The sequence below is a fragment of the Xanthomonas sp. 10-10 genome (assembly GCF_040182365.1).
Lineage (GTDB): Bacteria > Pseudomonadota > Gammaproteobacteria > Xanthomonadales > Xanthomonadaceae > Xanthomonas > Xanthomonas arboricola_F.
The window spans coordinates 4291822-4311603 of sequence record NZ_CP144460.1 but is presented as its reverse complement, the minus strand read 5'-3'; the positions used below and the strand labels follow the sequence as shown (position 1 = coordinate 4311603).

19 protein-coding genes are annotated in these 19782 nt (G+C 64.8%); 13 read left to right on the top strand and 6 right to left on the bottom strand.

The genetic code is table 11. The features are described 5' to 3' along the window. Positions 1 to 274 precede the first annotated feature (274 nt). Positions 275 to 1552 (top strand): amidohydrolase family protein, encoded by a 1278-nt coding sequence (locus VZ068_RS18065; RefSeq protein ID WP_349656069.1) that lies wholly within the window; start codon positions 275 to 277, stop codon positions 1550 to 1552. A 530-nt stretch (positions 1553 to 2082) separates the two neighbouring features. Here the strand turns inward: VZ068_RS18065 and VZ068_RS18060 are convergent. After that, the gene (locus VZ068_RS18060) at positions 2083 to 2895 is read right to left on the bottom strand and encodes a hypothetical protein (RefSeq protein ID WP_259156657.1); all 813 of its coding nucleotides are present in this window, start codon (positions 2893 to 2895) and stop codon (positions 2083 to 2085) included. Positions 2896 to 3528: 633 nt separating this feature from the next. Between VZ068_RS18060 and VZ068_RS18055 the strand changes: the two genes are divergently transcribed. The 10 genes from VZ068_RS18055 to VZ068_RS18010 all read left to right on the top strand — a co-directional run bounded on the left by VZ068_RS18055 (position 3529) and on the right by VZ068_RS18010 (position 11716). Continuing rightward, complete coding sequence (locus VZ068_RS18055) at positions 3529 to 3894, top strand: hypothetical protein (RefSeq protein WP_074059361.1); 366 nt, start codon at positions 3529 to 3531, stop codon at positions 3892 to 3894. Between the two features lie 25 nt (positions 3895 to 3919). Further along, complete coding sequence (atpB, locus tag VZ068_RS18050; protein ID WP_039421795.1) at positions 3920 to 4720, top strand: F0F1 ATP synthase subunit A; 801 nt, start codon at positions 3920 to 3922, stop codon at positions 4718 to 4720. A gap of 72 nt (positions 4721 to 4792) precedes the next feature. After that, positions 4793 to 5095, top strand: coding sequence for a F0F1 ATP synthase subunit C (gene atpE, locus VZ068_RS18045; protein WP_002814105.1), 303 nt, complete (start codon positions 4793 to 4795; stop codon positions 5093 to 5095). Positions 5096 to 5207: 112 nt separating this feature from the next. After that, positions 5208 to 5678 (top strand): F0F1 ATP synthase subunit B, encoded by a 471-nt coding sequence (locus VZ068_RS18040; protein ID WP_003483999.1) that lies wholly within the window; start codon positions 5208 to 5210, stop codon positions 5676 to 5678. A 3-nt stretch (positions 5679 to 5681) separates the two neighbouring features. Then, positions 5682 to 6209: a F0F1 ATP synthase subunit delta gene (locus VZ068_RS18035; protein WP_115050627.1), complete on the top strand. Its 528-nt coding sequence runs from the start codon at positions 5682 to 5684 to the stop codon at positions 6207 to 6209. A 47-nt stretch (positions 6210 to 6256) separates the two neighbouring features. Beyond that, positions 6257 to 7804, top strand: coding sequence for a F0F1 ATP synthase subunit alpha (atpA, locus tag VZ068_RS18030; RefSeq protein ID WP_115003856.1), 1548 nt, complete (start codon positions 6257 to 6259; stop codon positions 7802 to 7804). Positions 7805 to 7916: 112 nt separating this feature from the next. Next, complete coding sequence (atpG, locus tag VZ068_RS18025) at positions 7917 to 8780, top strand: F0F1 ATP synthase subunit gamma (RefSeq protein ID WP_349656068.1); 864 nt, start codon at positions 7917 to 7919, stop codon at positions 8778 to 8780. A 122-nt stretch (positions 8781 to 8902) separates the two neighbouring features. Then, positions 8903 to 10309: a F0F1 ATP synthase subunit beta gene (atpD, locus tag VZ068_RS18020; protein WP_349656067.1), complete on the top strand. Its 1407-nt coding sequence runs from the start codon at positions 8903 to 8905 to the stop codon at positions 10307 to 10309. 168 nt (positions 10310 to 10477) lie between these two features. Further along, a complete protein-coding gene (locus VZ068_RS18015) occupies positions 10478 to 10900 on the top strand; it encodes a F0F1 ATP synthase subunit epsilon (RefSeq protein WP_005992065.1) in 423 nt (140 codons plus the stop codon). Positions 10901 to 11128: 228 nt separating this feature from the next. Next, positions 11129 to 11716 (top strand): chorismate mutase, encoded by a 588-nt coding sequence (locus VZ068_RS18010; protein ID WP_349656066.1) that lies wholly within the window; start codon positions 11129 to 11131, stop codon positions 11714 to 11716. A gap of 324 nt (positions 11717 to 12040) precedes the next feature. Here the strand turns inward: VZ068_RS18010 and VZ068_RS18005 are convergent, their stop codons facing one another. After that, positions 12041 to 12424 (bottom strand): GtrA family protein, encoded by a 384-nt coding sequence (locus VZ068_RS18005; protein ID WP_046963367.1) that lies wholly within the window; start codon positions 12422 to 12424, stop codon positions 12041 to 12043. Between the two features lie 146 nt (positions 12425 to 12570). Here VZ068_RS18005 and glmU point away from each other — a divergent pair, with 146 nt between their 5' ends. After that, positions 12571 to 13935, top strand: a complete 1365-nt coding sequence (gene glmU / locus VZ068_RS18000; RefSeq protein ID WP_349656065.1) for a bifunctional UDP-N-acetylglucosamine diphosphorylase/glucosamine-1-phosphate N-acetyltransferase GlmU — start codon at positions 12571 to 12573, stop codon at positions 13933 to 13935. A 95-nt stretch (positions 13936 to 14030) separates the two neighbouring features. Next, positions 14031 to 14999, top strand: coding sequence for a right-handed parallel beta-helix repeat-containing protein (locus tag VZ068_RS17995; protein ID WP_349656064.1), 969 nt, complete (start codon positions 14031 to 14033; stop codon positions 14997 to 14999). Between the two features lie 112 nt (positions 15000 to 15111). On the opposite strand, the gene VZ068_RS17990 is transcribed toward VZ068_RS17995, so the two are convergent. The 4 genes from VZ068_RS17990 to VZ068_RS17975 all read right to left on the bottom strand — a co-directional run bounded on the left by VZ068_RS17990 (position 15112) and on the right by VZ068_RS17975 (position 19771). Further along, positions 15112 to 16464, bottom strand: coding sequence for a HAMP domain-containing sensor histidine kinase (locus tag VZ068_RS17990; RefSeq protein WP_349656063.1), 1353 nt, complete (start codon positions 16462 to 16464; stop codon positions 15112 to 15114). Positions 16465 to 16472: 8 nt separating this feature from the next. Then, entirely contained in the window at positions 16473 to 17816 is a 1344-nt protein-coding gene (locus VZ068_RS17985; protein WP_349656062.1) for a sigma-54 dependent transcriptional regulator, read from the bottom strand. A 233-nt stretch (positions 17817 to 18049) separates the two neighbouring features. Next, positions 18050 to 18424 (bottom strand): hypothetical protein, encoded by a 375-nt coding sequence (locus tag VZ068_RS17980; protein ID WP_349656061.1) that lies wholly within the window; start codon positions 18422 to 18424, stop codon positions 18050 to 18052. A 120-nt stretch (positions 18425 to 18544) separates the two neighbouring features. Beyond that, on the bottom strand, positions 18545 to 19771 hold the full coding sequence (locus VZ068_RS17975) for an FtsX-like permease family protein (protein ID WP_349656060.1): 1227 nt from the start codon (positions 19769 to 19771) through the stop codon (positions 18545 to 18547). Positions 19772 to 19782 lie beyond the last annotated feature (11 nt).

The following is a 19782-nucleotide window of genomic DNA, read 5'->3' as shown; positions in this document are numbered from 1 at the left end:
TTGCGGCATTTTCGATGTGCGACGCAGCCGCATGTGGCGACCGGACTTGGCCGTTGCGCTTGATCACCGGGTTCGACAGGGCCGGGCCTTCAAGCCGATTGCGCAGGTCCCCGGGGCATGGCGCGCGGCGACGGCGCATCGCCCGCGCGCCAGACACGGCTGACGAGGCCACGCATTGCAGGTGCGACATCCATGCGCAGGCGCTTGCGCAGCCCGCAGTACGCTTGCACCATCGGGGCGCGGACACGCCGTTCGCAGCTCAGGGACGACCCCGATGTCGAAGATGCATTTGCCGGTGCTGCTCGCCGCTGCCGGCTGCCTGTGTGCCTCGCTGGGTGCGCACGCACAGACCACCGTGATCACCGCCGCGCGCCTGCTGGACGTGCAGGCCGGCCACTATGTGGACAAGCCGCAGATCGAAGTGGTTGCCGGCCGTATCACCCGCGTCGGTCGGCAGGGCGATCCGCTGCCGGCCGAGGTGCAGCGCATCGATCTGGGCGAGCGCACGCTGTTGCCGGGGCTGATCGACATGCATGTGCATCTCACCGTGGACCCCACCCTGGGCGGCTACAAGGCCCTGGAGTACACCGACAATTTCTGGACCGTGGTCGGTGTGGCCAATGCCGCAAAAACGCTGCGCGCAGGCTTCACCACGGTGCGCAATGTCGGCTCGCTCAACTACGACGATGTCGCGCTCAAGCAGGCGATCGAGCGCGGCACCGTGCCCGGCCCGCGTATCGTGCCGGCCACCTATGGCATCGGCGCGACCGGCGGCCATTGCGATGCCACCGAATTTCCGCCCTCGGTCAAGGTCAGCGGCCCCGGTGTCGCCGATGGCCCGGACGCGATCCGCGCGGCAGTGCGCACGCTGCGCAAATATGGCGCAGAAGTGATCAAGTTCTGCGGCACCGGCGGCGTGCTGTCCAAGACCGACAGCGTCGGCGGGCAGCAATACAGCCTGGAGGAAATGCGCGCGCTGGTGGACGAGGCGCACCGGTTGGGCCTGAAGGTCGCCGTGCATGCGCATGGCACCGCCGGCATCAACGATGCGATCCGTGCAGGCGCCGACACCATCGAGCACGCCAGCCTGGCCGATGCGGAATCCTTCAAGCTGGCCAAGGCGCATGGCACCTGGTTTTCGATGGACATCTACAACGACGACTACATCCTGGCCGAAGGCGAAAGGAATGGCCTGTTCGCCGAATCGCTGGAAAAGGAGCGCCAGATCGGGCGCAAGCAGCGCGAGACCTTTCGTGCCGCGCACGCGGCCGGGGTCAAGTTGGTGTTCGGCAGCGACGGCGGTGTGTATCCCAACGGCGACAACGCGCGCCAGTTCGCCAAGATGGTGGAGTGGGGCATGACGCCGCTGGAAGCGATCCGTGCCGCCACCGTGGACGCAGCCCTGGCCCTGGGGCGCAGCAACGACGTCGGCGCCATCGCCCCGGGCCGCTACGCCGATCTGATCGCGGTCAGCGGCGATCCGCTGCAGGACGTCACCGTGTTGCGGCAGGTAGAAGGCGTGATCAAGGGCGGCGAACGCGTCGCCGAGTGAGCACGCCGGCGCCTGGCTGCAGCGTGCGGACGTTTGACGATGCTGGCGGTTGCCGCCGAGCATCTGCCGCAGATTCGCCACGGCGTCGCCCGGCACCAGGGCTTGCCGAGCGCGATCCAGGCCGGACGCGACGGCGTCGCCGCCGGCTGCCGGCTGCCGGCTGCCGGTGCAGCATGCCCGCGCCGATCCTGCCTTGCAGGAGCGCGTGCTGGACACCTTGACCAGGAAGGGCGCTCGCAGTGGCGAGGTCGGCGCATCAGCAGGTCCTGCTGACCGATCGCGTGTTCATGGCAGACGACAGACCGCAGCGTTACGGCAGCCAGCTGATCGCTGGGCGGGGCCGTTGGATAACCAGGCCGATCGCCGATGCGGCGCAGGTGGGCGTGTTGTGCGCCGGTATGGACGCGATGCCGCTGGCCGGCCCGTGTGCGTGGCTACGCAGCCGTTCCTGGCGCCGTCGACGCCGCCGGGCAGCTGAAACGCGAACGGCCCGCACAGGGCGGGCCGTTCGCTTGCAACGGTGGTGCAGATCAGAACGCGAACGTCACGCCTGCCACCGGGCCCTTGAACTCCTGCTTCAGGCCGATCAGGCCATCGCTGCCGCGCTGGTCGACGTCGAGCTTGAACCAGTCGTAGCCGGCGAAGATGCCGAAGTTCTTGGTGAAGCGGTATTCGGCCATCGCGTTGGCGCGGCTCAGGTCGCCTTCGTAATCGCCGAAATCGCCCCAGCTGGTGTTGAGGTACTGGCCCTGCACGTTGAACAGCCAGTGCTCGCTCGGACGGGCGGTGAAACGGATGCCCACGACCGGCGCAGCGCCGTCTTCGCTTTCATCCACGACATCGCCGCTGAACACGCTGCCCAAATCCGCATAGGCATTGGCCTCCACCTTGGCGTATTCGGCGCCGATCTGCAGGCCCAGGCTGAATTCCGGCGAATCGATCACCGAGTAGTCGTACACCAGGGTCGCGACCTGATACTTCAGCTCGCCCTTGATGAAGCTGCCGGTGGGCACGGTCACGCCGCCGGCGCTCAGATCCTGGCTCAGGGTCTCGCGGCGATCCTTGTCGTACTTGAAGTAATCGAAGATCAGGCGCTGGCGGGTGCTGATGCGGAACACGCCATCCACGCGCGGCTCCCATTCCTTGCCGCCCAGCTTGAAATCTTCATTGACCGACACGTTGTTGCCCGCCAGCAGCGTGTTGCCGCGGATGGTGTTGTCGTTGTCCACATTCATCGCACCGAGGCGAATCTGGAAGCGGTCATCGGTATCTTCAGCGTGTGCGGGCGCGACATAGGCGACGGCCAGAACGCACGGGATCGCCAGTGCGAGGAGGTGTTTCATGGGAGCTCCGAATTCTTGGAATGGTCAGGCCGGTGGGCCAGTGGCGCGCACTATCGATAAGATGACGTCTTCCAAAAGTGAAGGACCTGTCGCACACCCGTGAAGACGGAGATAGCAATCGGACAAAACGGTCCGCATGTCCAATAGGCATGGGGGCCGCGCGGCGGACACGGCAAATTCGGCGCTGAAAACGACGCGCAAAAAGTGTGGTGTAGTGCATACCTTCAGGTACGGTCGCCGCTGCCAACTGCGCAACCGGTGCCGCACCAGGCGGCAAGGTGGCGGCCATTGCGGCGCTGCATGGATCGAAACGCGCGTGCGATGCAGCGGATTGGACCGCCGATGGGAAGGTGGCTGCGGCGCGCGACATTGCGTAATAAGCAGGAGCCCCGGTCTCCCAGGGCTCCCATAGGCGGCCTGCGGCGGTACCTTTCGACGAGGATGTGCAGGCCTCGCAAGTTCCGACCGCCAGTTTGTGGCAAAGTTCCCACCCGCCGCCGCGGCGCGCGCTTGGTGCGTTGCAGCAGCGAATGACCTTTGCCGGTTGTCTCGCAATTTGTCCCATTGCTATACTTTCGCGGCTCGACGAGGCGCAACTGCGCTTCCCCCTCATTCACACGTAAGGTAACCGTAGTGCTGAACTCCGTTGACGCGGGTCGGCGGTTGATGCTGCGCGCTGCGGTATATCCGCTTGCCGCTGTAGCTATAACCAGTCTGGGGTTGCTGTTGGTCGGTCCCCGTTACTCTGCCGGTCTGGCGTTGACCGGGTTTGCGACGGTACTGGGCGGTTGGGTTGCGGCACGTACCGCGCTTGGTGGCGGCATCCAGGCAGCAGGCATCGCGATGGTGCGGTTGGTGCTGGCGATGGTGCTGAAGTGGGTGCTGGTATTTGCGGCGTTGTCGCTGGGCTTTGCCCTGTGGCGGCTGCCTCCTCTGGCTCTGTTGGCGGGTATCGCCATCGGGTTGATTTTTCAGGTTCTGGCTCTGGCCAGACGTTGATTCGAACTTAAAGGGCTCCAGACACATGGCGGGCGAGGCAGCAACACCTACCTCCTATATCCAGCATCACCTGCAGAACCTGATCTATCCGGTTCGCGAGGGTGGCGGCACGTTTTGGACCATCCACGTCGACACCCTGGTCATGGCGGTGTTGATGGGCCTGGTCATGGTGCTGGCGTTCTGGACGGCGACCCGCAATGCCACGGCCGGCGTGCCGGGCAAGTGGCAGGCATTCGTGGAAATCTGCCTGGAATTCGTCGATCGGCAGGCCAAGGACACCTACCACGGCAGCAGCAAGCTGGTGACGCCGATCGCGATCACCATCTTCTTCTGGATCCTGTTGATGAACCTCATCAAGATGATCCCGGCCGATTTCATCGCCATTCCGCTGGGCTGGGCCGGCATCCACGCCTGGAAGCCGGTGCCCACCGCCGACGTCAATGCCACCTTGGGCATGTCGATCAGCGTGTTCTTCCTGATGATCGTGTTCTCGCTGCGCTCCAAGGGCGTGGGCGGCATGACCAAGGAATTCCTCACGGCGCCGTTCGGCAAGTGGATGATGCCGTTCAACCTGCTCTTGAACATCGTCGAGTGGCTGAGTAAGCCGATTTCGCTGGCGATGCGACTGTTCGGCAACATGTTCGGCGGCGAGATCGTCTTCCTGCTGATCTGGGTGCTGGGCGGTGCGGGCATCGCCGGCATGGTCGCTGGCGGCGTATTCGGCCTCGGCTGGATGCTGTTCCACCTGTTGGTGATTCCGCTGCAGGCCTTCATCTTCATGATGCTGTCGATCGTGTATCTGAGCCTGGCCGAAGACAGTCACTGAGTTTGCTGCACCCTTCATCCGCTTCATCCCGATTCATCCATCACCCTTAGAAACTTTCGTTCGGAGATCACCATGTACCTCGCCGTCCTGACCAACCTTGCTCAAGTCCAGAGCTCCACCGTCCTCGCCGTCGGCATCATGATCGGCCTGGCCGCGCTGGGTGCCGGCCTCGGTCTGGCCATCATGGCTGGCAAGTTCCTGGAATCTGCCGCACGCCAGCCGGAACTGATCCCGGTGCTGCAGGTCCGCATGTTCATCACCGCCGGCCTGATCGACGCCGCGTTCATCATCAGCGTCGCTGTCGGCCTGCTGTTCGCCTTCGCCAACCCGCTGGCCCAGGTGTTCATCGAGCGTCTGTCGCAGGCTGCCGGCTGATCCAGCGGTAGCAGGATGTGGAGGCAGCCAGTGCGGCTGCCCCCGCGGATGAAGGTCGGAAAGCGTCGCCCTGCGGCGGCGCTTTCACCCCTAAACAGCGATTGAGCGACCCATGGATATCACCCTTACCATCTTTGCCCAGGCGCTGGCCTTCGCCGGTCTGATCTGGATCGTCGCGACCAAAATCTGGCCGCCGCTGCTGCAGGCGATCGAAGAGCGTCAGCAAAAGATCGCTGAAGGTCTGGCCGCGGCCGATCGCAGTCAGAAGGATCTGGCGCAGGCGCAGGAAAAGGTCAACGAAGCACTGAAGGACGCACGCACCAAGGCCAACGAGATCATCGATCAGGCCCATGCGCGCGCCAACCAGATCATCGAGGCGGCCAAGCTCGAGGCGATTGCCGAAGCCAACCGTCAGAAGGATCTGGCCCAGACCGAAATCGACGCATCTGCAACCCGTGCCCGTGAGGAGCTGCGCAAGCAGGTCTCTGTGCTGGCGGTCAGTGGCGCCGAGAAGCTGCTCAAGCGCGAAATCGACGCCAACGCCCACAAGGCGCTGCTCGACGAGCTGGCGGCGGAGATTTAATCGATGAGTCAGGCCCTCACACTTGCCCGTCCGTACGGCCGCGCCGCGTTTGCGATCGCGCGTGAGGGCGGCAACTTCGCGCCCTGGTCCGATGCGCTGGCGTTTTCGGCGCAGGTGGCCGGCGACCCGCGTGTGGCCGCGCTGCTGCTCAACCCGGCCCTGCGCCAGGATCAGGCAGTGACGTTGCTGGCACCGCCGCAGGCGAGCGAAGACTATCTGCGTTTCCTCGGCCTGCTGGCCGACGCGCAGCGGCTGTCGCTGCTGCCGGAAGTGGCAGGACTGTACGAACAACTGCGAGCTGAAGCCGAACACGTCGTCAAGGCGACGGTGACCTCGGCGGCTGCAATGAGCCAGGCGGAACTGGACACGATCGCTGCTGCGCTGAAGAAGCGTTTCGGCCGCGAGGTGGACATCACCACCGCGGTGGACGCCTCGTTGATCGGCGGCGCGGTGATCGACACCGGCGACGTGGTCATCGACGGCTCGCTGAAGGGCAAGCTTGCGCGTCTGCAAAGCTCGCTCGCCCACTGAATTCACATAAACGCATGGCCCTCGCGGCCGGCACCTAGGACTGAACGATGGCAACCACGCTCAACCCCTCCGAAATCAGCGACCTGATCAAGACCCGCATCGAGGCGGTCAAGCTGTCCGCAGAGTCGCGCAACGAAGGCTCCGTGACCAGCGTGTCCGACGGCATCGTGCGCATCTTCGGCCTGGCCGACGTGATGCAGGGCGAAATGATCGAACTGCCGAACAACACCTTCGCGCTCGCACTGAACCTGGAGCGCGATTCGGTCGGCGCCGTGGTGCTGGGCGATTACGAGAACCTGCGCGAAGGCGACGTGGCCAAGACCACCGGCCGCATCCTGGAAGTGCCGGTCGGTCCGGAGCTGCTCGGTCGCGTGGTCAACGCGCTGGGCGAGCCGATCGACGGCAAGGGCCCGCTGGGCGCCACCCAGACCGCACCGGTGGAGCGCGTCGCGCCCGGCGTGATCTGGCGCAAGTCGGTCGACCAGCCGGTGCAGACCGGTTACAAGTCGGTCGATGCGATGATTCCGATCGGCCGCGGCCAGCGCGAGCTGGTCATCGGTGACCGTCAGACCGGCAAGACCGCGCTGGCGATCGATGCGGTGATCAACCAGAAGGGCACCGGCATCAAGTGCGTGTACGTGGCGATCGGCCAGAAGGCCTCGACCGTTGCCAACATCGTGCGCAAGCTCGAAGAGAACGGCGCGCTGGCGCACACCGTGGTGGTGGCTGCGACCGCGTCCGAATCGGCCGCGATGCAGTACATCAGCCCGTATGCCGGCTGCACCATGGGCGAGTACTTCATGGACCGCGGCGAAGACGCGCTGATCGTCTACGACGACCTGTCCAAGCAGGCCGTGGCCTACCGCCAGATCTCGCTGCTGCTCAAGCGCCCGCCGGGCCGCGAAGCCTATCCGGGCGACGTGTTCTATCTGCATAGCCGCCTGCTCGAGCGCGCCGCGCGCGTGTCCGAGGAATACGTGGAGAAGTTCACCAACGGTGCGGTGACCGGCAAGACCGGTTCGCTGACCGCGCTGCCGATCATCGAAACGCAGGCCGGCGACGTGTCCGCGTTCGTGCCGACCAACGTGATCTCGATCACCGATGGCCAGATCTTCCTGGAAACCGACCTGTTCAACGCCGGCATCCGCCCGGCCGTGAACGCCGGTATTTCGGTGTCGCGCGTCGGTGGTGCGGCCCAGACCAAGATCATCAAGAAGCTGTCCGGCGGCATCCGTATCTCGCTGGCGCAGTACCGCGAGCTGGCGGCGTTCGCGCAGTTCGCCTCGGACCTGGACGAAGCCACCCGCAAGCAGCTCGAGCGCGGTCAGCGCGTCACCGAGCTGATGAAGCAGAAGCAGTACGCGCCGATGTCCATCGCCAACCAGGCGCTGTCGATCTACGCCGTCAACGAGGGTTACCTCGATGAAGTGCCGGTCAACAAGCTGCTGGCGTTCGAAGAAGGCCTGCACGCGCACTTCGCCAACACCCAGGGTGAGCTGATCTCCAAGATCAACACCACCGGCGGCTGGGACAACGACATCGAAGCCGCGTTCAAGAAGGGCATCGAAGAGTTCAAGACCACGGGCAGCTGGTAAATCCGGCTGCGGGAATCGGGAATCGAGAATAGGGAATCGTCAAAGCGGGTTGGCTGTGCCAATTCCCGATTCACGATTCCCCATTCCCACTAAGCGAGCGAAGCGAGCGAGTATGGCAGGCGGACGCGAAATCAAAACCAAGATCAAGAGCGTGCAGAACACCCGCAAGGTGACGCGCGCGCTCGAAATGGTCTCGGCCTCCAAGATCCGCAAGGCGCAGGAGCGCATGAAGACCTCGCGTCCGTATGCGCAGGCGATGAAGCAGGTGATCGGGCATCTGGCGCAGGCCAGCACCGACTACCAGCATCCGTTCCTGGTCGAGCGCGAGCAGGTCAAGCGGGTCGGTTACATCGTGATCTCCTCCGACCGTGGGCTGGCCGGCGGCCTGAACAACAACCTGTTCCGCAAGATGCTGGGCGAAGTGCGTCCATGGCAGGACAAAGGCGCCGAGATCGACGTGGTGACCATTGGCCAGAAGGCGTCCGCCTTCTTCCGCCGCATCAAGGTCAACATGGTCGGCAGCGTGACCCACCTGGGCGACAGCCCGCAGGTGGAGCAGCTGATCGGCGTGATCAAGGTGATGATCGATGCCTACATCGAGGGCAAGGTGGACCGCGTCTATCTGGTCTACAACCGCTTTGTGAACACCATGACGCAGAAGGCCAGCTTCGATCAGCTGCTGCCGCTGCCCGCCGCCGAGCACAAGGTGGCGCATCACGATTGGGACTACCTGTACGAACCCGATGCCGCGACCGTGCTGGAGCACGTGATGACGCGTTACATCGAGTCGCTGGTGTACCAGGCCGTGCTGGAAAACGTGGCCTCCGAACATGCCGCGCGCATGGTGGCGATGAAGGCCGCCAGCGATAACGCGAACAAGATGATCGGCACCTTGCAACTGGTCTACAACAAGGCGCGTCAGGCGGCGATCACCCAGGAAATTTCGGAAATCGTCAGCGGCGCGGCCGCCGTATAGCCGGGAATAGGGAATGGAGAATCGGGAATGGTCGAGGCAGCGGCACTTGATCTTCCCAATCCCGAATCCCGTTTCCCTAATCCCGACACAAGAATCGAACAGACATTAGTGGAGTTATCCAAATGAGTCAGGGCAAGATCGTTCAGATCATCGGCGCGGTCGTCGACGTCGAATTCCAGCGCAATGAAGTGCCGAAGGTCTATCACGCGTTGAAGGTCGAAGGCACCGAAATCACCCTGGAAGTGCAGCAGCAGCTCGGCGATGGCGTGGTGCGCACGATTGCGCTCGGCTCCACCGACGGCCTGAAGCGCAACCTGCTGGCCACCAACACCGAGCGCGCGATCTCGGTGCCGGTCGGTGCCGGCACGCTGGGCCGCATCATGGACGTGCTGGGTCGCCCCATCGACGAAGCCGGCGACGTGCAGGCGTCGGACCATTGGGAAATCCATCGCGCTGCGCCGTCGTACGAAGACCAGTCCTCCAGCACCGAGCTGCTGGAGACCGGCATCAAGGTCATCGACCTGATGTGCCCGTTCGCCAAGGGCGGCAAGGTCGGCCTGTTCGGCGGCGCCGGCGTCGGCAAGACCGTCAACATGATGGAGCTGATCAACAACATCGCCAAGGCGCACTCGGGTCTGTCCGTGTTTGCCGGCGTGGGCGAGCGTACCCGCGAGGGCAACGACTTCTACCACGAGATGAAAGACTCCAACGTGCTGGACAAGGTCGCGATGGTGTACGGCCAGATGAACGAGCCGCCGGGCAACCGTCTGCGCGTTGCGCTGACCGGCCTGACCATGGCCGAGTACTTCCGTGACGAGAAGGACGCCAGCGGCAAGGGCAAGGACGTGCTGCTGTTCGTGGACAACATCTACCGCTACACGCTGGCCGGTACCGAAGTGTCCGCGCTGCTCGGCCGTATGCCGTCGGCAGTGGGTTACCAGCCGACTTTGGCTGAAGAAATGGGCGTGCTGCAGGAACGCATCACCTCGACCAAGAGCGGTTCGATCACCTCGATCCAGGCCGTGTACGTGCCCGCGGACGACCTGACCGACCCGTCGCCGGCGACCACCTTCGCTCACTTGGACTCGACGGTGACGCTGAGCCGTAACATCGCCTCGCTGGGTATCTACCCGGCCGTGGATCCGCTGGATTCCACCAGCCGCCAGATGGACCCGCTGGTGATCGGCCACGAGCACTATGACACCGCCCAGCGCGTCCAGCAGACCTTGCAGAAGTACAAGGAACTGAAGGACATCATCGCGATCCTGGGCATGGACGAGCTGAGTGAAGAAGACAAGCAGTCGGTGTCGCGCGCACGCAAGATCGAGCGCTTCTTCAGCCAGCCCTTCCACGTGGCCGAAGTGTTCACCGGCTCGCCGGGCAAGTACGTGTCGCTGAAGGACACCATCCGCGGCTTCAAGGCGATCTGCGATGGCGAGTACGACCACCTGCCGGAGCAGGCGTTCTACATGGTCGGCAGCATCGAAGAAGCCGTCGAGAAAGCCAACAAGATGAGCGCCAAGGCCTGATGGATCCCAGCCGCCATGCGGCTGGAATCGGGAATCGGGAATCGGGAATCGTAAAGGCGGGTCATCGGTAGGTCGGAATCGACAGGAAGAGGAAAAGCGTGCAGCCAGCTGCTCTTCCCATTCCCGATTCCCGCCTCCCGATTCCCCGCCTCACTACAGTGAGGCACCATGAGCACTATCCGTTGCGACATCGTCAGCGCCGAGAAGGAAATCTTCCACGGTGAGGCGACGCTGGTCGTGGCCACCGGCGAGCTGGGTGAGCTGGGCATCGCGCCCAAGCACGCGCCGCTGATCACGCGCCTGAAGCCGGGCAAGGTGGTGGTCACCACCGCCAGTGGCGAACAGCTGGACTTCGCCATTTCCGGCGGCATCCTGGAAGTGCAGCCGCAGGTGGTGACCGTGCTGGTCGACACCGCGGTGCGTGCACAGGACATCGACGAAGCCGCCGTGCGCAAGGTCAAGGAAGAAGCCGAGCGTCTGCTGGCCAACCGTGGCGACACGGTGGATGTGGCCCAGGCGCAGCGTCAGCTGGCCGAGGCGACGGTGCAGCTGCAGGCACTGGAGCGTCTGCGTCGCAACCTCAAGCACTGATCGATCGCCTGGCCCACGGTCTGTGGGCCAGCGATACGCCTCAGCTGCAATGCCGCCTGCAGATGTGGACCGGAACGCCGACCTTCGTGTCGGCGTTTTCGTTTTTGGAGATGCGCGTGCGCGGCGGAAACCCGCGTGTGGCGGCCAGCGCGCACACTGCGTGGCTGGTTGCCATGCAGCGCTTCACTGCGCCATGGCATGGTTACATCCGACGTTGAGGACACTCCCATGACCCGCTCGATCGATGGCTTCCGCGGTTATGCACTGACGTGCACGCTTGCTGTCGCACTGCTGGGCTGCGCGTTGCCGGCGCGCAGCCAGCCGCCGCTGGATCCGCTGCTGGATCGCCTCGTGCAGCGCAATGCGATCGGCGATGCGGTGGCGCTGAGCAAGTGGGATAGCGGAAAGCCGGTGCTGGACCAGGCGCGCGAAGCGGCGGTGCTGCAGAGCGTACGTGACCAGGCACCGGCGCATGGACTGGACGCCGAGGATGCGGCCCGTTTTTTTGCCGCGCAGATCGAGGCCAACAAATCGGTGCAGTACGCGCTGTTGAACCACTGGCACGAACGTGGACGCGCGCCGGATACCGCTCGCCCGGATCTGGCCGCACTGCGCGCACGTCTGGATCAGCTGCAGGGCGAGTTGCTCGATGCGCTGGCCGATGCTGCTGCGGCGCGTTCGGCGGCGCAATGCACGACCAACACGGCACGGGCTGCGGCGCACTACGCGGCGCAATGGCAGCTGGATGCCTTGCACCGCGCGGCACTGGTGCGTGGCCTGGGCGACTTCTGTCAGCAGGCACCCGGCAAGACCTAGTCCGGCGTTGCCGGCATAGGGCCGGTGGCGCGACGCGACTGCAGTGATGAGGGGGCTGCGCAGGCCAGCGGAGCGCCGTGCAGCGCTTGCAAGGCCGCCGGTGTGCCGGACCAGTGCCGGTGCGCGGTTGCCGTCGCAGGCAAGGGCGGTGCGTCGGCAGATGCCGCGCTTGCGCCTGGATCACGCCGGACTGGTGGTTGCGCTAGCGGCGTGGTGAGCGCTTGCAGTGCGCGCGCTGCTGGCGATGAGACGGGCAGCGGCCAGCTGGTTTGGTTGAAACGCTGCATGCTAGCGCGCGCTCCAGCCTCGCTAACCGCATCGCGTTCAGCGATACACCACGTGCCGGCCAAGAAAGAACGACACGATCGCCAGCCCGCCTTCGACCAGCGGCTTGGCCAGCCAGGCCTGGCGCAGGCCGACCAGATCCACCGTCGCCGACAGCAGCCAGGTGCTGATCAGCGTCAACGCCAGCCACATCACCGCAAAGCGGCGGAAGCGCTGCCAGCCCAGCCGCGCGCCGCCCTGCTGGGCGAAGGTGTAACGGCCATTGAGCCAGAAACCCAGCACCGCGCCGCTGATGCGCCCGAGCAGATTGGCCGGCACCGTCGGCATGCCGGCGGCGGTGGCGGCGATGAAGATGCCGCAGTCCACAGCCAATTGCAGGCCGCCAATCAGGGTGAACTGGCTGCCTTGGCGGAACAGGCTCATGCATACCGGGGACGAAGAAAGGGCGCCCATCCTAGCGGCCGCAGTGCTTAAAAAGTTGTCATCGCGTGTTGAGGGCATCGAGCGAGTACGCGGTTTTGCATGGCTGCGACTAGAATTTGGCGTATCTCCCGCCTTTGGAATTCTTGATGACCCTGCCCCTGCACGTCGTGATCCTGGCTGCGGGCGAGGGCAAGCGCATGCGCTCGTCCCTGCCCAAGGTGCTGCAGCCGTTGGCGGGCCAGCCGATGTTGGCGCATGTCATCGCCACCGCGCGGCAGCTGCAGCCGGCCGCGGTCCATATCGTCTACGGGCACGGCGGCGACCAGGTGCGCGCGGCATTTGCCGGACAGGCCGATCTGCAGTGGGCCGAGCAACGGCAGCAACTGGGCACCGGCCACGCCGTGCAGCAGGCGATGGATGCGATTCCGGATGCGGCCACCGTGCTGGTGCTGTACGGCGATGTGCCGCTGATCCGCAGCGAAACCCTGTTGCAGTTGCTGCATGCGCCCGGCCGGATGGCGGTGCTGGTCGCCGAACTCGCCAACCCCACCGGCTACGGACGCATCCTGCGTGATGCCGAAGGCAAGGTGGCGGCGATCATCGAGCAGAAGGACGCCAACGACGAGCAGCGGCGCATCCGCACCATCAACACCGGCATCCTCACCGCCGAATCCACCGCACTGCGGCGTTGGCTGGGCGGGTTGTCCAACAACAATGCACAGGGCGAGTTCTATCTCACCGACGTGTTTGCCAGCGCCGCCGCCGACTTCACGCCGGCCGACATGGTGCATGTGGCCGATCCGCAGGATGTGGAAGGTGCCAACGACCCCTGGCAGCTGGCCCAGCTGGAACGCGCCTGGCAGGCGCGCGCAGCGCGTGCGCTGTGCCTGCAGGGCGTGCGCATGGCCGACCCGGCGCGCGTGGAGCAGCGCGGCACGGTGCAGGTGGGACGCGATGTGCAGCTGGATATCGATGTGATTCTGGAAGGCGATGTCACGCTTGGCGACGGCGTGGTGATCGGCCCGTTCGTACGGCTGCGCGATGTGACCCTGGGTGCCGGCACGCAGGTGCGCGCGCACTGCGATCTGGAAGGCGTGGTGACCGAGGGTGCGGTGCAGATCGGCCCGTTCGCGCGTCTGCGCCCTGGCACCGTGCTCGCCGATGGCGTGCATATCGGCAATTTCGTCGAGACCAAGAAGGTCACGATGGGTGTGGGCAGCAAGGCCAATCACCTCACCTACCTGGGCGATGCGGTGATCGGCAGCAAGGTGAACATCGGCGCCGGCACCATCACCTGCAACTACGACGGCGTGAACAAGTCGCAGACCACCATTGGCGACGGCGCGTTCGTCGGCTCCAACAGCGCACTGGTGGCGCCGATCGCCGTCGGTGCCAATGCCACCATCGGTGCGGGCTCGGTGATTACGCGCGATGCGCCGGCCGGCCAGCTCAGCGTCACGCGCGCACGTCAGACCGTGGTCGAAGGCTGGGAGCGGCCGACCAAGAAGTAGCATGGAGCGGTGTCGCGATGCGGGTGAGTGACGCAGCGCAGCCGTGCTGCACGGCGATGCTTGGCCGTGCTGCGGGTGACGAAGGAAGGTGCACGATGCTGCGACGTCCACATACGGTGTTGATCCTCCTCCTTGGCGTGCCGCTGCTGCAGTCAGGCGTTGCAGCCGCGGCAAGTTATCGGCTGTATCTGGCGCCCGATGGCGATGATGCGGCGGCGGGCACCGCGCCTTCGACGGCATTGCGCAGTCTCGACGCCGCGCAGCAACGCCTGGTCGAACGACGGCCAGCAGGGGACGTGGAGGTGGTGATCGCCCCGGGCACCTATCTTCAACAGTCGGTGCAATGGACCTTTGCCAACGGCGCGCCGATCCGCTTCATCGCCGCTGCTGGCGCTGCCAGCCCGCCGCTCTTCGATGGACGCGGTGGCGCGACCTGGTTCGCCTTGAAAAGTGGTCGAAATGCGCCGACGCGGCTGACCTTCGAAGGGCTGAAGGTCAGCAACTACTGGATGGCGCTGGATCTGGGCAGCAGCAAGGCCGCCGAGGACGGCAATGGCGGCAACACGATCCGCAACATGCAGTTCGAGCGGATCGGTGGGCGCTATGGTCGGAGCACCGAGGCCGCGTACTCGTTTGCGGCGATCCGGTTGCAGCAGTCGCGCGATAACCGCATCGAACACAATCGCTTTGTGTCGATCGAAAACGACACCGACACCTCGGGCTTCATCCATGCGCTGTATCTGGCGCGGCACTCGTCCGGTAACCGGATCGAAGGCAATACGTTTGTGGATGTCAACGGCGATGCAGTGCGTACGCGCGATGCGTCCGATCGGACCTATGTCGGCGGCAACCACTTCCTCAGGGCCGGCAAGTACGCCGCGTTTTCGGACTGGTTCAAGGCCGATGGAGAGTGCCCCTCGCAGGGTGGCGAGTTCGTTGGCAATACCGTCGGCATCGGGTATTACCGCGCCATCGACGCGACCAGGACCACCGGCGCAGACGATGCGTGTGGTGCGCTGAAACAGCCGCGCATTGCAGAGCGCGGCACGCTGAAATCCGATTGACGGCGCCGTGGTGGCAGGGCGGGTGTGCGCGTGTCAGGGTGGTCTTGCCGGGTCTGGCGACCGATCAGTGAGCTGCGCTGGACGAGGCGTTGGACGGGTTGAAAATGTCTGGCTATGCAGCCGATGCCGACGGCAGCAACAAGGTCACGCACAGGCCGCCTTGCTCGCGGTTATGCAGCGAAATACGCCCGCCATGCGCTTCGGCGATCTCGCGGGTGAGCGCGAGCCCCAGCCCGGTTCCATTGCGTTTGGTCGAATAGAACGGCATCAGTGCATTGTGCAGCACCGCTTCGTTCATGCCATTGCCACGGTCGAGCACTTCGATCCGCAGCCACTGCGGTAAGCGTGTCACGCGCACTGCAACCTCGCTATTGGGCGGTTGCGCTTCGCTGCAGGCCTCGTGTGCATTCTTGAGCAGATTGAGCATGGCCTGTTCGACCTGCGCTGCATCGATGCGGCTGCTGACACTGCTGATCTCGCCCTGCAACTGGAACGGGATCTGTTGTCGCAGCCGTTCGAGAAACGGCGCCCATTCGATGGTCTGCAATTGCGGCTGCGGCAGCTTGGCAAAGCGCGCGTAGCCGCGAATGAAGCCTTCCAGATGACGCGCGCGCTCTTCGATGGTTTCGAAGACCGTGCCCAGACGGTCGGTGCGCTCGCGGCGCAGCAGCTCGGCGCCGGAATGCGCCAGCGAGGCGATCGGTGCGAGCGAGTTATTCAATTCATGGCTGATCACGCGGATGACCTTTTTCCAGGTCTGCACTTCCTGCCGTCGCAACTCGGTGGTCAGGGTGCGGATCAGCAGCAACTCGTGGCCGCGGCCATTGAGGTGGAAGCTGCGCCGCGACAGGTGATAGATCTGCTCGTCGTCCTCGTCATCACCGTCCTCGCGTACCGCGAACAGGCAGTCGCCGCCACGCGCCAGCGCATCGCGCAGTTCGCCTGGCATACGTTCGAGCACGTCGTCCAGATGCTGGCCTTCGAGCTTGCGTCCGTCATGCAATAGCTTGCGCGCGGCGTTGTTGGAAAACCCGATGCGGCGCAGGCCATCGCCGCCAGCGACCACCAGCAGCATTGCCACGGGGGTGTTCTGCAGCATGGTGTCGAGCATCAACTCGCGTTGCACCAGGTCGCGTCGCTGCGCGCGCAGCACATCGCCCAGTTCGGAATGCGCCTGCACCAGTTGCGCCAGTTCGTCGTTGCCGCGCCAGTACACGCCGAAGTTGTATTCGCCATCGCGGTAGCTGCTGGTGGTGCCGGCCAGGGCGCGGAACAGCGAGCGCATCGGCGCGGTGGCGCGGATGAGGCTGAACCACATCGCGGCCAGCACAACGACGACCGAAATCGCAGCGACCTGCCAGCCGCGATCCAGCCAGTACGCCATGAACCACGGCAGGGCGGCGGCCAGTGCAAGCACCGGCAACAGCCTTAGAAACAGGGTGAACGTGAAGGAGCGATGCCACATGCGCGCAGTCATTCCGATCTGATGCCGTAACGGTCCATACGCCGGTACAGCGCCTGTCGGCTCAGTCCCAGTTCGGCAGCGGCCTGTGCGATCACGCCTTGCGCGCGCGCCAGGGCCTGTTCGATGCGTGCGCGATCCGGCTCGCCGGCGACTGCCGCCACCGGCCGCGCTGCGGTGGCGCGCGGCATGTTCAAATCGCTGACTTCGATCCGCGCGCCTTGCGCAAGCAGCGACGCACGTTGCAGCACGTTGCGCAGCTCGCGCACATTGCCCGGCCAGGCGTGTCGCTGCAGCGCATCGCGTGCTTGCGCAGACAACGGTTTGCCGCCTGCCAGGAAGTGCTCGGCCAGTGGCGCGATGTCGCCCGGGCGCTCGGCCAGGGCGGGCAGCGCGATTTCCACCGTGTTGAGACGGTAATACAGATCCTCGCGGAAGCTGCCGTCGCGGATCATCGACGGCAGATCGGCATTGGTGGCGCTGATCACCCGCACCTTGGCGTGGCGCTCGCGGTTGGAGCCCAGCCGCTCATAGCGACCGGTTTCCAGCACGCGCAGCAATTTCATCTGGCCGGCCAGCGGCAGATTGCCGATTTCGTCCAGGAATAGCGTGCCGCCGTCGGCCGCTTCGAACTTGCCTTCGCGCGCCTTGTTGGCACCGGTGTAGGCGCCGGCTTCGGCACCGAACAATTCCGCCTCGATCAATTCGCCCGGCAGGGCGCCGCAGTTGAGCGCGATGAAGGGGCCGCGCTTGTTGACCGAATTGGCCTGGATGATCTCGGCGATCTTCTCCTTGCCGCTGCCGTTGGGGCCGGTGATCAGGACCGGCAACTCCGAACGTGCGACCTGACAGGCGAGCGCGATGGCGCGTTCGCTGGCGGGGTCGGCGAACACCGCGCCGCGCAGATCGTAGCGCTGTGTCAGTTGCTCGCGACCACGGTGCTCGCGTTCGCGGCGGCGCGCGAGCTCGCGGCGCGCTTCGGATAGCTCCAGCAGGTTGTTGACCGTGGTGAGCAGCTTGGTGTCGTCCCACGGTTTGGCGATGTAATCGGCGGCGCCCGCCTTGACCAGCCCGACCGCGCTACCCAGGTGAGTCCAGGCCGTGAGCAGGATCACCGGCAGGTCCGGGTGGCGCTGACGGATCTGGGCGAACAACGCTTCGCCTTCCTCGCCGGAGGTGGTGTCGGCGGTGAAATTCATGTCCTGGATCACCAGGTCGAACGCCTGCTCGTCCAGCAGCGCCAATCCGGCCTGCGGCGAATGCGCGTGCCGCGCCTCGATGTCGTGCAAGGAAAACAGCACCTCCAGCGCGGTGGCTACCGCGGTGTTGTCGTCGATGATCAGGATCTGCGGCATTGCGCGCTCGTAAGGCGAAAGGTGTCGGAGGAGAAAATACTCGCCACAGCATAAGGCGCAAGCCGGTGTCGATGGCAACGGACGTTGCGGCTGCAGAGTGCCCCGCCGTAGTTGGTGGTCATGCGACAGGTCAGCATGTGCCCCGGCCGCAAGCGAGAGCTACCGCACCCGTTATGGCGGCGCCGGTGGCGCAGGCGCCAGCGGCGTATACGTCGGTGCGGTCCAGGTCAGGCTCATCCGTGCCTGACCTGGACCTGCACTGGTCGGCCGGCCGCAGCGCGCAATATGTGCAGCGGATCTTCCAGACTGGCGATGCTGCGGCCATCGGCTGCGCGCAGCTGGCCGCCCTGGCGCAGCTGCAGTGCCAGCGTGTCGCTGGCCTGCATGACCAGCAGGCCGGCGGCTGTGGCGATCAGTGTCAGCGTCTGTGCGTTGTGGCGCCAGCGCAGTTGATGATCGTCGATGCGCAGCACGGTGCGCTCGGTCACCTCGCTACCGGTCTGCGTGACGGCGCGCGCGCAGGCGCTACTGCCGGCATGCAGCGCGCCGATCATCGCAGCGATGGTGAATACACCGGCGTCTCTGCAGGGTTGGACGATCGATCGCATGGGGAGACGGTCCTTGGGAGAGATGCACCGCGGTTTGTCGGCGGGTGCAGCAGACCAGCGGCCGGCAGCGCCGGACGCCAGGGCGTGGCGATGGGCTTGAGGCAGCGTCCCATGCCCTGCTCAGGCGCTGCGCGTGGCCACTGCCGGCGGCACCAACGCCGCGCGACGTGCGGGCCAGAACACCGCGATCTGGCCCAGTACCCACAGCGTGAGCGCGCCGATCGGCAGGTAGATCACCGGCAGGCGCGGCAATTCGTAGCGGGCCATCAGCCAGATATTGATCGAGTAAGCCAGCAGCATGCCCAACACGATACCGACCGAGGCGAGCAGAAAGTTCTCGATCTGGAAATAGTGCAGGATCTGGCCGCGTGTGGCGCCCAGTGCGCGGCGAATGCCGATCTGCTTGGTACGCTGCTGCACCCAGAAGCTGGCCAAGCCGACGATGCCCAGTGCGGTGACGATCAGTAGCGCGATGCACACTGCGCCAAGTAGCCAGATCATTGCGCGATCGTTCTGGAAATACTCGTTGCGAATTTCCTCGTAGGTCTGCTGCTTCAGCACCAGTCGGCTGTTGTCCAGCTTCATCAAGGCCGCAACTGCCGCCTGCAGCACTTCCTGCCGCCGCAACGGATCGGAGACGCGCAGGATGTACTGGCCCTCGTTATAAGGAGGACGGATCGGCAGCATCATCGAATAATCCTTTTGATCCAGCCCATTGACGTTGTTCGGGCGCGCCAGTGTCTGCACGATCCCAACGACCCGTAATGGGACGTCGCCGGAGTAGATGGTCTTGCCGAGCGCACTGTGGTCCGGGAACATCTTGTCTGCAGCAGCTTGCGTCAAAATGATAGCGGCGCCTTTCGTGCGGACGTTGTCGTCGTTGTCCGCCCTTTCCTGACTGATGTATTCCTCTGGGGTGAAGTCGCGCCCAGCGGTCAGTTGAAGGCCCAGCGTTTTGAGGCTGCCTTCGCTGACCAGATACTGCGCGGCGTTGAGCGTCGGGCGCTCCTGCTCTGCGGTCAAGGTCAGTCCGGTGTTGGACGAATAGTTGACGAACGGAACCTGATTGGTGATGGCCGCGCTGCGTACACCGGGAACAGCGCGCAGTGCCGCCAGGTCCTCCTGGGTACGGACGTCTGCATTTGTCTGCGTACCGATGCCGTCCAGCCTGATGCTGAGCAGTTCCTGTTCTGCGATGCCGCTGGCGCGGTGGAGGGTTTCCACACGGTTGCCGATCAGGAACAGCGAATTGCAGATGATGGCGCACGCCAGGGCGATCTCCAACACGATCAGTGCAGCTGCGGTCTTGTGGCGGCGGAGGGTGGAAACAATAGGACGGATGTCCATGGGGCTGACCT